Genomic DNA, 14982 nt, shown 5'->3' on the forward strand with positions numbered 1-14982 from the left:
CGCCGCCCGGCGCGCGTGACCGGGCCGGAGCTGCTCTGCTGGTTGCGGGGGGCGTCCACCCCGTACCCGCGGAGAGATCCAGATGAGCGTCCCCAGCGTCTACCGAGCCGCGCAGGCCACCGCCGCAGGCGGTCCTTTCGAGATCGTCGAGCGCGCGGTGGCGCAGCCGGGCCCGGGGCATGTGCGGGTGGCCGTGGACGCCTGCGGGGTCTGTCACAGCGACGCGCTCTTCGTGGAGGCCATGCTGCCGGGCGTACGGTTCCCGGTGGTCCCCGGGCACGAGATCGCGGGCCGGATCGCGGAGCTCGGCGAGGGGACGCAGAGCGCCTGGCAGGTGGGTGACCGGGTGGCGGTGGGCTGGTTCGGCGGCAGCTGCGGCCACTGCACGCCGTGCAGGCGGGGCGACTTCGTGGTCTGTGTGAACCTGAAGGTGCCCGGGTGGGCGTACGACGGTGGCTACGCCGAGAGCGTGACCGTCCCGGCGGACGCCCTGGCACGGATCCCCGAGGCGCTGGCGGCGACCGACGCGGCGCCGATCGGCTGCGCGGGGGTGACCACGTTCAACGGGCTGCGGCGCAGTGCCGCCCGGCCCGGGGACCTGGTCGCCGTGCTCGGCATCGGCGGCCTCGGACACCTGGGCGTGCAGTACGCGGCGGCGATGGGCTTCGAGACGGTGGCGATCGCCCGCGGCGCCGCCAAGGCCGACTTCGCGAGGGAGCTCGGCGCGCACCACTACATCGACAGCACCGCGGACACCGGCGTCGCGGACGCGCTGCAGGCCCTGGGCGGCGCCCGGGTCGTGCTGGCCACCGCCGCCAACTCCGCGGCCATCACGGCGACCGTGGAGGGGCTGGCGCCGCGCGGTGAGCTGGTGGTCATCGGCGCGGACCCGGAGCCGCTGGGGATCAGCCCGAACCAGTTGCTGATGTCGGGCAAGGTCGTCCGGGGCCACCCGTCCGGCACCGCGCAGGACGTGCAGGACACCCTGGCGTTCAGCGCCCTGCACGGGATCCGCCCGATGACCGAGACCGTGCCGCTGGACGACGCGGAGGCCGCGTACCAGAAGATGATGTCCGGCGCGGCCCGCTTCCGGATGGTGCTCACCACCGCCTGACGCCCGGGAGAGGACCGGTTCCCGCAGGTGGTGCGGGAGTCGAGGCGACACCGCGAGCGCATCGCCCGGTGTCGCCCCGTGCTGTCCGCACGGTGCCGGCTACGACGGGTGCCGTAGTGCCCGCGTGCCCGCCGTGGACGAGGGGTCCGGTGGGTGTGGTCCGGAGCGACGGGCCATCCGGTACGGGTGGGCGAGGGAGAGCGCGCGCCGCGGACGACCGCCCCCTCCACCTCTGGCGTACCTCCGGCCGGGCCGTGGGGCGAACGCGGCGAAAACGGCCGCGGCCGCCCCGGCCGTCCGCGCGGAGCCGTGGTCGCTTCAGGACACCCGGCCCCGCAGCGAGAGGCTGACGGCAAGAAATCAGCCACATGTCGACATCATCTCGGCCAGCACCGAACACCCGCCCTCCCGACCGTTGTTCGAACACGAAGGCTTCGGGACGGACCTCGGCACTCTCTTCGAATTCCGGGCGCGACGGACGCCTTACGGCATCGCGGTGATGATCCGCGAAACGTCCGCTTAACGAACATGACCTTTCCGGCAACGAACGAGATCCGGCCAAGTTGTTGACGCGGTCCTGACAGGAACGGCTCCCGGCTGACACTCTTCACCCCGTTCTGCGCACTTCTCGCTCACCCCGGACGGCTCACCGAGCCGCCGGTACCCCCCTCGCAGAAGGAGTTCGCGTGAGATCCACGCCCAGCCGTCGTGCCACCGCGACCGGCGCTCTGATAGCCGCAGCAGCCCTCCTCGCCGTAGGAGTCCAGACCGGTACGGCCACTGCCACTCCCAGCAGCGCCCCAGCGGCGACCCCGGCGACGGCCGGCGCCGACCACGGTGCCCTGTCCAAGCAGCTCTCCCCGTCCCAGCGCGCGGAGCTGATCCGCCAGGCCGACGCGGGCAAGGCGGCCACGGCCAAGGACCTCGGTCTCGGCTCGCAGGAGAAGCTCGTCGTCAAGGACGTCATCCAGGACAACGACGGCACCACGCACACGCGTTACGAGCGCACCTTCGCCGGACTCCCGGTGCTCGGCGGCGACCTGATCGTCCAGGAGTCCAAGTCCGGGACGACCCAGGGCGTCACCAAGGCCTCCAAGGTGACCAGCGGTCAGCTGAAGGCCGTGGACCTGAAGGCGGACATCGCGCCCGCCAAGGCCGAGACGCAGGCCCTCGGCCTCGCCAAGGCCGACGGTTCGAAGAAGACCGAGGCCGACCGGGCGCCCCGCAAGGTGGTCTGGATGGCGCAGGGCAAGCCGCAGCTCGCCTACGAGACCGTCGTCGGCGGCCTCCAGCACGACGGCACCCCCAACGAGCTGCACGTCATCACGGACGCGGCCACCGGGGCGAAGCTGTACGAGTGGCAGGGCATCGAGAACGGCACCGGCAACACGCAGTTCAGCGGCCAGGTCACCCTCGGCACCGCCCCGTCGTACACGCTGACGGACACGGGCCGCGGCAACCACAAGACGTACAACCTGAACCACGGCACCTCCGGCACCGGGACGCTGTTCACCAACTCCACCGACGTGTGGGGCAACGGCAACCCGTCGAACGCCGAGACCGCTGCCGCGGACGCCCACTACGGCGCGGCCGAGACCTGGGACTACTACAAGAACGTGCACGGCCGCACCGGTATCCGCGGTGACGGTGTCGGCGCGTACTCCCGCGTCCACTACGGCAACAACTACGTCAACGCCTTCTGGCAGGACAGCTGCTTCTGCATGACGTACGGCGACGGCTCGGGCAACAACGCCCCGCTGACCTCGCTCGACGTCGCCGCGCACGAGATGTCGCACGGTGTCACCGCCGCCACCGCGGCCCTGGTGTACAGCGGTGAGTCCGGTGGCCTCAACGAGGCGACCAGTGACATCTTCGCCACCGCGGTCGAGTTCTACGCCAACAACGCCAGCGACCCGGGCGACTACCTCATCGGCGAGAAGATCGACATCAACGGTGACGGCACCCCGCTGCGTTACCAGGACAAGCCGAGCAAGGACGGCGCGTCCAAGGACGCCTGGTACTCCGGCATCGGCAACATCGACGTCCACTACTCCTCGGGCCCGGCGAACCACTTCTTCTACCTGCTCTCCGAGGGCAGCGGCGCCAAGGTCATCAACGGGGTCTCCTACGACTCCCCGACCTCCGACGGCCTGCCGGTGACCGGCATCGGCCGTGCCAAGGCCGAGCAGATCTGGTTCAAGGCGCTCTCCACCAAGTTCACCTCCACCACCAACTACGCGGCGGCGCGCACCGGCACCCTCGCCGTGGCCGGTGAGCTGTACGGCACGACCAGCGCCGAGTACAAGGCCGTGGGCGACGCCTGGGCGGCCATCAACGTCGGCACCCGTGACGGCGGCAACCCGAACCCGGGCGGCAAGGTCTTCGAGAGCACGACCTCGGTGGCCATCCCGGACCGCGGTGCGGCCGTCACCAGCTCGGTCAACGTCACCGGTATCACCGGCAACGCGCCCAGCGCCCTCAAGGTCGACGTGGACATCACCCACACCTACCGCGGTGACCTGGTCGTCGACCTCGTCGCCCCGGACGGCACGGCCTACCGGCTGAAGAACTCCTCGGCCGGCGACCCGGCGGACGACGTCCGCGGCACCTACACGGTCGACGCGTCGTCCGAGGTCGCCAACGGCACCTGGAAGCTCAAGGTCCAGGACGTCTACTCGGGTGACACGGGCAAGATCAACAGCTTCAAGCTCACCTTCTGAACCCCGCACCGGTCATGACCCGGTGACCACCGCCCGGCAGGAGCTCACGCCCCTGCCGGGCGGTTCCGTCTCCGCGCCTCAGCGCATCAGCAGGCCCGCACCGTCCCCCGCCGCCTCCGCGGGCAGCGCCACCAGGCCGAGTTCCGCCCCGGACGCCAGCAGCGGATGGGCCGGGAGCACCCGCACCGTGTAGCCGTACGGTCCCGTGCGGTCGAGCGCGAGCGGGCCCTCGTAGAGCCAGCGGCCCTCCAGGTCCTGGCCCCCGGCCGGTTTCAGCGGGAAGAGCTGGGCGTCCGAGATCCCGTCGGCGGCGTCCACCCGGCCGGCCACCGCCTGCACCTCCACGTCGCCCGGCTCCAGCACGCCGAGGGCGACCCTGACCCGGAGCAGCAGCGTCGCCCCCAGCTCGGCCGAACCGTCCGCCGCGGTGGGCGCCACGGCCTCCACATGGTCGACGGCCACCCGCGGCCAGGCGGCACGGACCCTGGCCTTCCAGTCGGCGAGCCGGCGAGCCGTCCCCGGGTCCAGCGCACGCCGGGCGTGCGCGGCGGGCGCGTACAGCCGCTCCACGTACTCGCGGACCATCCGGTCGGCCAGCACCTTGGGACCGAGCGTGCCCAGCGTGCGACGGACCATCTCGGTCCAGCGCTCCGGAATCCCCTCGCCGCCCCGGTCGTAGAAGCGCGGCGCGACCCGGTCCTCGATCAGCTCGTAGAGGGCGGCCGCCTCCAGATCGTCCCGGCGGTCCTCGTCCTGGGCCAGACCGTCGGCGGTCGGGATCGCCCAGCCGAAGTCCGGCTCGAACCACTCGTCCCACCAGCCGTCGAGCACCGAGAGGTTGAGGCAGCCGTTGAGCGCCGCCTTCATCCCGCTCGTACCGCAGGCCTCCAGCGGGCGCAGCGGATTGTTCAGCCATACGTCGCAGCCCGGGTAGAGCTTCTGCGCCATGGCCATCCCGTAGTCCGGGAGGAACACGATGCGGTGGCGCACCCGCGGGTCGTCGGAGAACCGCACCAGCTCCCGGACCAGCCGCTTCCCGCCGTCGTCGGCGGGGTGGGCCTTGCCCGCCACGACGATCTGGACCGGACGCGTCGGGTGGAGCAGCAGCTCCGTCAGCCGCTCGCGGTCGCGCAGCATCAGCGTCAGCCGCTTGTAGGAGGGGACGCGCCGGGCGAAGCCGATCGTCAGCACGTCCGGGTCCAGCACGGAGTCGATCCAGCCGAGTTCGGCCGGCTCCGCGCCCCGGGCCCGCCACGACACGTGCAGCCGCTCGCGGACCTCGGTGACCAGCTGTCCGCGCAGGGAGCGCCGCAGGTCCCACAGCTCCCGGTCGGGGACCCCGGCGGCGGAGTCCCAGCGGCCGGGCGTGCCGCCGTAGCGATTGCGCAGCCGGAAGACCTCGGGCGCCACCCAGGTGGGCGCGTGGACCCCGTTGGTCACCGAGGTGATCGGCACCTCGGCGGGGTCGAAGCCGGGCCACAGCCCGGCGAACATCTCCCGGCTGACCGCGCCGTGGAGGGTCGAGACCCCGTTGGCCCGTTGAGCGAGCCGGAGCCCCATCACCGCCATGTTGAAGAGACCGGGCTCACCGCCGGGGTAGGTCTCCGTGCCCAGTTGAAGGATGCGTTCGGCGGACACGCCCGGGAGTTCGCCGTCGTCGCCGAAGTGCCGGGCGACGATCTCGCGGTCGAAGCGGTCGATCCCGGCGGGCACGGGGGTGTGGGTGGTGAAGACCGTTCCGGCCCGTACGGCCTCCACCGCGGAGTCGAAGTCGAGGCCGCTGCCGGAGAGTTCACGGATGCGTTCGAGGCCGAGGAAGCCGGCGTGCCCCTCGTTGGTGTGGAACACCTCGGGTTCCGGGTGCCCGGTGAGACGGCAGTAGGTGCGCACGGCCCGTACGCCGCCGATGCCGAGGAGCATCTCCTGGAGGAGCCGGTGCTCGCTGCCGCCGCCGTACAGCCGGTCGGTCACCTCGCGTTCGCCCGGCGCGTTCTCCTCCACGTCGGAGTCGAGCATCAGCAGGGGTACGCGTCCGACCCGGGCCTGCCAGATGTGTGCGTGCAGGGAACGGCCGCCGGGCAGGGCCAGCACCACCCGGCTCGGGGTGCCGTCGGCCTCGCGCAGCAGGGCGAGGGGGAGCTCGTTCGGGTCGAGCAGCGGGTAGTGCTCCTGCTGCCAGCCGTCGCGCGACAGGCTCTGGCGGAAGTAGCCGTGCCGGTAGAGCAGGCCGACCCCGACGAGGGGGACGCCGAGGTCGCTGGCGGCCTTGAGGTGGTCACCGGCGAGGATGCCGAGCCCGCCGGAGTACTGGGGCAGGGCCGCGGTCACTCCGAACTCGGGCGAGAAGTAGGCGACGGCGGCCGGGAGTTCGGCGCCCAGCGCCTGCTGCTCCTGGTACCACCTGGGTCCTTCCAGGTAGTCCCGGAGGTCCTGGGAAGCCTCGGCCAGCCGGTGCTGGAACTGCTCGTCCCGGACCAGTTCGGCGAGCCGGCCGGCGGACACGGCGCCGAGCAGCCGCACGGGATCGCATTCCGCCGTCCGCCGGACCTCCGGTTCGACGGCCTGGAACAGCTCACGGGTCTCGGTGTGCCAGGACCAGCGCAGATTGAGGGCGAGGTCGCTGAGCGGTCGAAGGGGGTCGGGGAGGACGGGACGCACGGTGAATCGACGGATGGCCTTCACATGACCACCTTGACAGGGGACCCACGGATCCGAGGGGACGCACCACGGGGTGCGGCGCTCCGTCACCCTCGCCGGTGGCGGCGGCCCCCTCCGGAGGCGGCATCCGTCGCCCCATCCGCATCCGGATCCACTCGCGGCCCGTCCGTACACATCGGCCCCACAGGTAATGGCCGATTCCATTCCCCCATTCGCTCTTGTGGCCCTCCACACCAGAGGGAAGGCTGCGCAGTGGCGTCCGGACGTTCTCCGGCGAGCCCGTGCGGACGGGGCGGAACCGGGTACGAACCGGTCGTCACGTATACGCCCGAGTAATTAACAGAACCACCGGATTGGCCCACCGGGAATCAGGGGAAGGCTTCTCCGGTACACAGCCCGGGTGCGCCTCGGGCTTCAGATGAATGCCGCCCGAATGCAGCACGAATGCGAGGCGTCCGCGGATCCGGAGTTCATCCGGTTTACTTCCGCGAAACATCCCCGTGCCCAGGTCATTCGACTGCCATTCGAGTGAACGCGGACAGGAGCGGCCATGCCCACACCCCACCAGCCGTCGACGGAGCAGCTAGAAAGGACGGACCCGATCGGTCGCGGTGCGCGCATTTCGCCCTCCGCCACTGTGCCGCGCCCGGTTCAGCCCGAACCCCAGTCCCCAGGTGATTCCATGATCGGTCGCATTCCCGTCCTCGACGTCCGTCCCCTCGTCGACTGCGGCAGAAGGCCCGCCAAGGCGGTTGCCGGTGAGACCTTCCAGGTCACCGCGACCGTCTTCCGCGAGGGCCACGAGGCCGTCGCCGCCAATGTGGTGCTGACGGACCCGAACGGGCACCCCGGTCCCTGGACGCCGATGCGCGAGCTCGCTCCGGGCACCGACCGCTGGGGAGCCGATGTCACCCCGGCCTCCGAGGGCCGCTGGACGTATACGGTCGAGGCCTGGAGCGATCCGGTCAGCACCTGGCGGCAGCACGCCCGGATCAAGATCCCGGCGGGTATCGACACCGCGCTCGTCCTGGCGGAGGGCGCCGACCTGTACGAACGGGCCGCCGAGGGGGTGCCCAAGCGGGACGGCCGCGAGGCGGTGCTGGCCGCCGTCGACGCGCTGCGCGACGCGTCCCGCCCGGCCGCGGCCCGGCTGGCCGCGGCGCTCACCCCCGAGGCGCAGGCCGCGCTCGCCCGTCATCCGCTGCGCGAACTGCTCAGCGCCTCCCCGCCGCTGCCGCTGGTGGTGGAGCGCCGGCGGGCCCTGTTCGGCTCCTGGTACGAGCTGTTCCCCCGCTCCGAGGGTGCCAGGGTCGAGAAGGCCGGTCCGCCCGCGAAGCGGAGGGGCAGGACGGGGAAGGCGGCCGAGGCGGCGCCGAGGATCGTCAGCGGCACCTTCCGCACGGCCGCCGAGCGGCTTCCCGCGGTCGCCGCGATGGGCTTCGACGTGGTCTATCTCCCGCCCGTCCACCCCATCGGGACCACCCATCGCAAGGGCCCCGACAACTCGCTCTCCCCCGCCCCGCACGACGTGGGCGTGCCCTGGGCGATCGGCTCGGCCGAGGGCGGTCACGACGCCGTCCATCCCGAACTCGGCACCCTCGACGACTTCGATCATTTCGTGGCGACCGCCCGCGGTCTGCGCATGGAGATCGCACTCGATTTCGCGCTCCAGTGTTCTCCCGACCACCCCTGGGTGGAGAAACACCCGGAGTGGTTCCACCACCGCGCGGACGGCACGATCGCCTATGCCGAGAACCCGCCGAAGAAATACCAGGACATCTATCCGATCGCCTTCGACAGGGATATGCCTGGACTGGTCGCCGAGAGCGTGCGCATTCTGCGGTTCTGGATGGATCACGGGGTACGGATCTTCCGCGTCGACAATCCGCACACCAAACCGGTGGTCTTCTGGGAGAAGGTGATCGCGGACATCAACCGGACCGACCCGGACGTGATCTTCCTGGCCGAGGCATTCACCCGGCCGGCGATGATGAAGACGCTCGCGGCCATCGGCTTCCAGCAGTCCTACACATATTTCACCTGGCGCAATACCGGCCAGGAAATCACCGAATACGTCACGGAGTTGTCGGGCGAGACCGCTTCCTGCATGCGTCCCAACTTCTTCGTGAACACCCCGGACATCCTGTCCGGCTATCTCCAGGACGGAGGCCGCCCGGCCTTCGAGGTGCGGGCCGTGCTCGCCGCGACGCTCTCCCCCTCCTGGGGTGTGTACGCGGGCTACGAGCTGTGCGAGAACACCCCGGTCGGGCCCGGCAGTGAGGAGTACCTCAACTCGGAGAAGTACCAGATCCGGCCCAGGGACTGGGAGTCGGCGGAGCGCGAGGGCCGTTCGCTGGCCCCGCTCATCACCACGCTCAACCGCGTCAGACGCCGCAACCCGGCTCTGCAGCAGCTGCGCGACGTGCACTTCCACTCCACCGACAACGACGCGTTGATCGCGTACAGCAAGCGTTCGGGTTCGAACATCGTTCTGGTGGTCGCCAACCTCGACCCGCACCACACCCACGAGGCCACGGTCTCGTTGGACATGCCGCGACTCGGCCTCGACCGGCACGAGCGCGTGCCGGTGCGCGACGAGCTCACCGGCGACACCTATCACTGGGGCAGGACCTTCTATGTGCGTCTGGAGCCGGGCGTCACGCCCGCGCACATCGTCGTCCTGCGACCGTCCCCGCCGACCGGAGGGTCACCCACACCATGATCGTCAATGAGCCTGTCCACGACACGTTCGAGGACACCCCGGCCAAGGACCGCGATCCCGACTGGTTCAAGCGCGCCGTCTTCTACGAGGTCCTCGTCAGGTCCTTCCAGGACTCCAACGGCGACGGCATCGGCGACCTCAAGGGGATCACCGCCAAACTGGACTATCTGCAGTGGCTGGGCGTCGACTGCCTCTGGCTGCCGCCGTTCTTCAAGTCGCCGCTGCGCGACGGCGGATACGACGTATCCGACTACACCGCCGTACTGCCGGAGTTCGGCGACCTGGCCGACTTCGTGGAGTTCGTCGACGCCGCGCACCAGCGCGGGATGCGCGTGATCATCGACTTCGTCATGAACCACACGAGCGATCAGCACGACTGGTTCCAGCAGTCCCGCACCGACCCGGAGGGTCCGTACGGCGACTACTACGTCTGGGCCGACGACGACAAGCAGTTCCCGGACGCCCGGATCATCTTCGTGGACACCGAGACGTCCAACTGGACCTTCGACCCGGTGCGCAAGCAGTACTACTGGCACCGGTTCTTCTCCCACCAGCCGGATCTCAACTACGAGAACCCGGCGGTCCAGGAGGAGATCATCTCCGCGCTCCGCTTCTGGCTGGACCTCGGCATCGACGGCTTCCGGGTGGACGCCGTGCCGTACCTGTACCAGCGGGAGGGCACCAACTGCGAGAACCTCCCGGAGACGCACGACTTCCTCAAGCGGGTCCGCAAGGAGATCGACGCGCACTACCCGGACACCGTGCTGCTCGCCGAGGCCAACCAGTGGCCGGAGGACGTCGTCGACTACTTCGGCGACTACCAGGCCGGCGGCGACGAGTGCCACATGGCGTTCCACTTCCCCGTGATGCCCCGGATCTTCATGGCCGTGCGGCGCGAGAGCCGCTACCCGGTCTCCGAAATCCTGGCGAAGACACCGGCGATCCCGGAGAACTGCCAGTGGGGCATCTTCCTGCGCAACCACGACGAGCTCACCCTCGAAATGGTCACGGACGAAGAACGCGACTACATGTACGCGGAGTACGCCAAGGACCCGCGCATGCGGGCCAACATCGGCATCCGGCGGCGGCTGGCACCGCTGCTGGACAACGACCGCAACCAGATCGAGCTGTTCACCGCGCTGCTGCTGTCACTGCCCGGCTCCCCGATCCTCTACTACGGGGACGAGATCGGGATGGGCGACAACATCTGGCTCGGTGACCGGGACGCCGTGCGCACCCCGATGCAGTGGACGCCCGACCGCAACGCCGGCTTCTCCTCCAGCGATCCGGGGCGGCTCTACCTCCCCACCATCATGGATCCGGTCTACGGCTACCAAGTCACCAATGTCGAGGCGTCGATGGCGTCCCCGTCGTCGCTGCTGCACTGGACGCGGCGGATGATCGAGATCCGCAAGCAGAACCCGGCCTTCGGTCTCGGCTCGTACAACGAACTGCCGTCGTCGAACCCGGCCGTGCTCGCCTTCACCCGTGAGCACGGGGACGATCTCGTGCTGTGCGTGCACAACTTCTCGCGGTTCGCGCAGCCCACGGAGCTCGATCTGCGCTCCTTCGACGGACGTCATCCGGTGGAGCTGATCGGTGGGGTGCGCTTCCCCGCCGTGGGCCGGTGGCCCTATCTGCTGACGCTCGCGGGACACGGCTTCTACTGGTTCCGGCTGCGCAAGGACGCGCCGCCGAGCTGACCGGACACCATCCATCGCGGGGCGGTTTCCGCCGCCCCGCACGGGGCACCTTCCCCCACACCGCACACGTACGGCCCCTTCCGGGTCCCATCTGGCGTTTCGATCCCATCGAGTCGAGTCCGTACGGACCATCCTGACCCGACACGTCCCGCACAGCCGGACAGCTATTGCCGCAATCCGGGACACTCTTCGCATCCTGTGGTGTGCCCGGGGAAAGGACGCGATGCCATGTCGGAGGCTGCATCCACTCGGGTCGCCCTGACCGACAGCACAACCCTGCTCCCGTCTCTCGCACCCCTGCTGCACCAATGGCTGCCCAGGCAGCGGTGGTTCGCGGGCAAGGGGCGGCCGGTCACCGCGTTCTCGCTGGTGTCGGCGACCGAAATACTGCCGGTGGGCACCGAATCCGTCGCCGCCGGAACCGGAACCGGGCTGCTCCACCTGCTGGTCCGGGTCCACCAGCCGGCCACGCCCGCGCAGCCGCCGGACGACTGCTACCAACTGCTGCTCGGCGTAAGGGCCGCGCTGCCGCCCCGGCTGGCGCCGGCGCTCATCGGCCAGGTGACCGAGGGGCCGCTGGCCGGCCGCACCGTCTACGAGGGGCTGCACGACCCACGCCTCGCCGAACTGCTGCTGGAACGGTTCCGTACCCCCGGCACCCTGGGTTCCCTGCTCTTCGCCCGGAGCGGACCGGCCATCGCCGCCGGACTCGCACCGCGGCTCCTCGACACCGAGCAGTCCAACACCTCGCTCGTCTACGGCGACGCCTACATCCTCAAGATCTTCCGCCGGATCTTCCCGGGCACCAACCCCGATCTGGAGCTCCCGCTGGCGCTCGCGCAGGAGGGATGCGGACGGGTGCCCGCCCCCGTCGCCTGGTTCGAGACCACCACCTCCCGGCCGCTCACCCTCGGCGTCCTCCAGCCGTTCCTGAGCGGCGCCGAGGACGGCTGGCAGCTCGCCCTGCGCGCCCTGGCCGGGGGCCGGGACTTCACCGACGAGGCCCACGCGCTGGGCCGGGCCACCGCCGAGGTGCACAACGCGCTCGCCGCCGCCCTGCCGACGCCCGCCCTGCACCGCGCCCAGACCGAGCGCCTCGCCGCCTCGATGGTGCGCCGGCTGGAGGCCGCCGCCCAGTCGGTGCCGGAACTCGTGCCGTACGTCCCCGGACTGCGTACCGCCTTCGACGCGGTGGCCGCACTCGGTGACCGGGGACGCGACTGGGCGGCCCAGCGGGTGCACGGCGATCTGCATCTCGGCCAGACCCTGCGCGCGGCCGACGGTTTCTGGTCACTGATCGACTTCGAGGGCGAACCGGCCCGGCCGCTGCGTGAACGCCGCCGCCCGCAGCTCCCGGTGCGCGACATCGCCGGGATGCTCCGCTCCTTCGACTACGCGGCCCGCTCGCACCGGCCGTGGAACGCCGACTGGGCGGCCCGCTGCCGGACCGCCTACTGCGAGGGGTACGCCCGCGCAGCGGGCTTCGACCCGCGCAGCGAACCGGAGCTGCTGCGCGCCCACGAGACCGACAAGGCGGTGTACGAGGTGCTGTACGAGGCACGGCACCGGCCCGACTGGCTGCCGGTCCCGATGGCCGCGATCCACCGCCTGGCCGCCGCCGACGACTGACGGCCAGGCACGCGCTCCCCTCTCTCCCCCAACACCCTCCGAGGAGGCTGTCCCCGTGACCGCCCGCAAGCCGTCCCGCGAAACACCCGCCCCCGCCGAGGCCCCCCGAGCCGAACCACCGGCACCCGGGACGGCGAAAGCCGCCGCGCCCGCGCGGCGCCCCCGCCGGAGCGCCGCCGGCCAGGGCGTGCGCCGGGCGCGTCCCCTCGACGACGGCGACCGGGGCCGGCTGCTCGCCGGCGAGCACCACGCCCCGCACGACCTGCTCGGCGCCCACCCGGTCCGGGGCGGTGTGGCCTTCCGGGTGCTGCGCCCGTACGCCCGGTCGGTGACCGTGCTCGCCAAGGGGCTGCGGGCGCGGCTCCACGACGACGGCGACGGCTTCTTCTCCGGGCTGCTGCCGATGCCCGCACTGCCCGACCACCGGCTGCTGGTCGCGTACGCGGACAACGAGATCGAGGTCCGGGACCCGTACTGCTTCCTGCCCGCGCTCGGCGATCTCGATCTGCATCTGATCGGCGAGGGACGGCACGAGGAGCTGTGGACCGCCCTCGGCGCGCAGCCCATGGAGCACCAGGGGGTGGCGGGCACCCGGTTCACGCTCTGGGCGCCCAACGCCCGCGGGGTGCGGGTCGTCGGGGACTTCAACTACTGGGACGGCACCGGCTTCCCGATGCGTTCGCTGGGCTCCTCCGGGGTGTGGGAGCTGTTCCTGCCCGGGATCGGGGAGGGCGCGCTGTACAAGTTCGACGTGTGCCGCCCGGACGGTTCGCACACGGTGCGCGCCGACCCGATGGCCCGGTACGCCGAGGTGCCGCCCGCCAACGCCTCGATCGTGACGGCCTCGCACCACGAGTGGCGGGACCAGGAGTGGATGGCGCACCGCGGGGACGTCCCGGTGCACGAGGCGCCGCTGTCGGCGTACGAGGTCCATCTGCCGTCCTGGCGCCCGGGGCTCACCTACCGCCAGCTGGCCGAACAACTCCCCGCGTACGTAAGGGATCTGGGGTTCACGCATGTGGAACTGATGCCGATCTCCGAGCACCCCTTCGGCGGCTCGTGGGGGTATCAGGTCACCGGCTTCTACGCCCCCACGTCACGCATGGGCACACCCGACGACTTCCGTTTCCTCGTCGATTCCCTGCACCGGGCCGGGATCGGTGTGATCGTGGACTGGGTGCCCGCGCACTTCCCACGCGACGACTGGGCGCTGGCGGAGTTCGACGGCCGGCCGCTGTACGAGCACTCCGATCCTTCGCGGGCGGCGCATCCGGACTGGGGCACGCTGGAGTTCGACTTCGGCCGTACCGAGGTGCGCAACTTCCTCGTGGCCAACGCCACTTACTGGTGCGAGGAGTTCCATATCGACGGACTGCGGGTCGACGCGGTCGCCTCGATGCTCTATCTCGACTACTCGCGCCAGGAGGGCGAGTGGTCCCCGAACGAGCACGGCGGGCGGGAGAATCTGGACGCCGTCGCCTTCCTCCAGGAGATGAACGCCACGGTCTACCGCCGCAATCCGGGTGTGGTGACCATCGCGGAGGAGTCCACCGCCTGGGACGGCGTCACCCGCGCCACCCACCATGTCGGCCCCGGCGGTTTCGGGGGACTCGGCTTCGGACTGAAGTGGAACATGGGCTGGATGCACGACTCCCTGGAGTACGTGTCGAAGGAGCCGGTGCACCGCAAGTACCACCACAACGAGATGACGTTCTCGATGGTGTACGCGTACAGCGAGAACTACGTCCTGCCGATCTCGCACGACGAGGTGGTGCACGGCAAACGGTCGCTGGTCTCCAAGATGCCCGGCGACTGGTGGCAGCAGCGCGCCAACCACCGGGCCTACCTGGGCTTCATGTGGGCCCACCCCGGCAAGCAACTCCTTTTCATGGGACAGGAGTTCGCCCAGGGAGCGGAGTGGTCGGAGGGGCACGGCCCGGACTGGTGGCTGCTGGACCCCTCGTACGCGGCGGAGAGCGACCACCGGGGCGTGCGCACCCTGGTGGGCGATCTGAACGCGGTGTACGGCGAGACCCCCGCGCTCTGGCAGCGCGACACCGTTCCGGAGGGATTCGACTGGGTGGACGGCGGCGCCGCCGAGGACAATGTCTTCGCCTTCCTGCGCTACGACGCGCACGGCTCGCCGCTCCTGGCCGTCAGCAACTTCTCCCCGGTGGTGCGGCACGACTACCGGCTGGGGGTGCCGGAGGTGCTTGGTGACCGGGTGGCGTGGGCGGAGGTCCTCAACACCGACGCGGCGCGGTACGGCGGCAGCGGTGTGGGCCACCCCGATCCGCTGAAGCCGCAGCCGGTGGCCGCGCACGGCAGGCCCGGCAGCCTGCTGCTGACACTGCCGCCGCTGGCGACGGTGTGGTTCCGGCCGGTCTGAGCGGGGCGCGGCCCGGGCCGTGCGGCAGGAGCGGCGCACGGTCCCGG

General features: G+C 70.8%; 7 protein-coding genes. 6 read left to right on the forward strand and 1 reads right to left on the reverse strand.

Annotated features, from left to right (window positions below; all coding sequences use genetic code 11):
- Window positions 1-82: 82 nt before the first annotated feature.
- Window positions 83-1114 (forward strand): alcohol dehydrogenase, encoded by a 1032-nt coding sequence (locus tag AB0D53_RS00195; RefSeq protein ID WP_329815001.1) that lies wholly within the window; start codon window positions 83-85, stop codon window positions 1112-1114.
- A 686-nt stretch (window positions 1115-1800) separates the two neighbouring features.
- On the forward strand, window positions 1801-3834 hold the full coding sequence (locus AB0D53_RS00200) for a M4 family metallopeptidase (RefSeq protein WP_362437688.1): 2034 nt from the start codon (window positions 1801-1803) through the stop codon (window positions 3832-3834).
- A 78-nt stretch (window positions 3835-3912) separates the two neighbouring features.
- On the opposite strand, the gene glgP is transcribed toward AB0D53_RS00200, so the two are convergent.
- Window positions 3913-6516, reverse strand: coding sequence for an alpha-glucan family phosphorylase (gene glgP, locus AB0D53_RS00205; protein ID WP_362437691.1), 2604 nt, complete (start codon window positions 6514-6516; stop codon window positions 3913-3915).
- Window positions 6517-7174: 658 nt separating this feature from the next.
- Here glgP and AB0D53_RS00210 point away from each other — a divergent pair.
- The 4 genes from AB0D53_RS00210 (at window position 7175) to glgB (ending at window position 14935) form a co-directional block, all read left to right on the forward strand.
- Complete coding sequence (locus AB0D53_RS00210; RefSeq protein ID WP_362437694.1) at window positions 7175-9214, forward strand: alpha-1,4-glucan--maltose-1-phosphate maltosyltransferase; 2040 nt, start codon at window positions 7175-7177, stop codon at window positions 9212-9214.
- The gene (treS, locus tag AB0D53_RS00215) at window positions 9211-10917 is read left to right on the forward strand and encodes a maltose alpha-D-glucosyltransferase (protein ID WP_362437697.1); all 1707 of its coding nucleotides are present in this window, start codon (window positions 9211-9213) and stop codon (window positions 10915-10917) included. Before AB0D53_RS00210 ends, treS begins: the two co-directional genes overlap by 4 nt.
- 228 nt (window positions 10918-11145) lie before the next feature.
- Entirely contained in the window at window positions 11146-12546 is a 1401-nt protein-coding gene (locus AB0D53_RS00220) for a maltokinase (protein WP_362437700.1), read from the forward strand.
- Window positions 12547-12601: 55 nt separating this feature from the next.
- A complete protein-coding gene (glgB, locus tag AB0D53_RS00225; protein WP_362437703.1) occupies window positions 12602-14935 on the forward strand; it encodes a 1,4-alpha-glucan branching enzyme in 2334 nt (777 codons plus the stop codon).
- The last annotated feature ends 47 nt before the right edge of the window (window positions 14936-14982 follow it).

Origin of the sequence: Streptomyces sp. NPDC048295 (assembly GCF_040652135.1) — a bacterium.
In the GTDB taxonomy this organism is placed as follows: Bacteria; Actinomycetota; Actinomycetes; order Streptomycetales; family Streptomycetaceae; genus Streptomyces.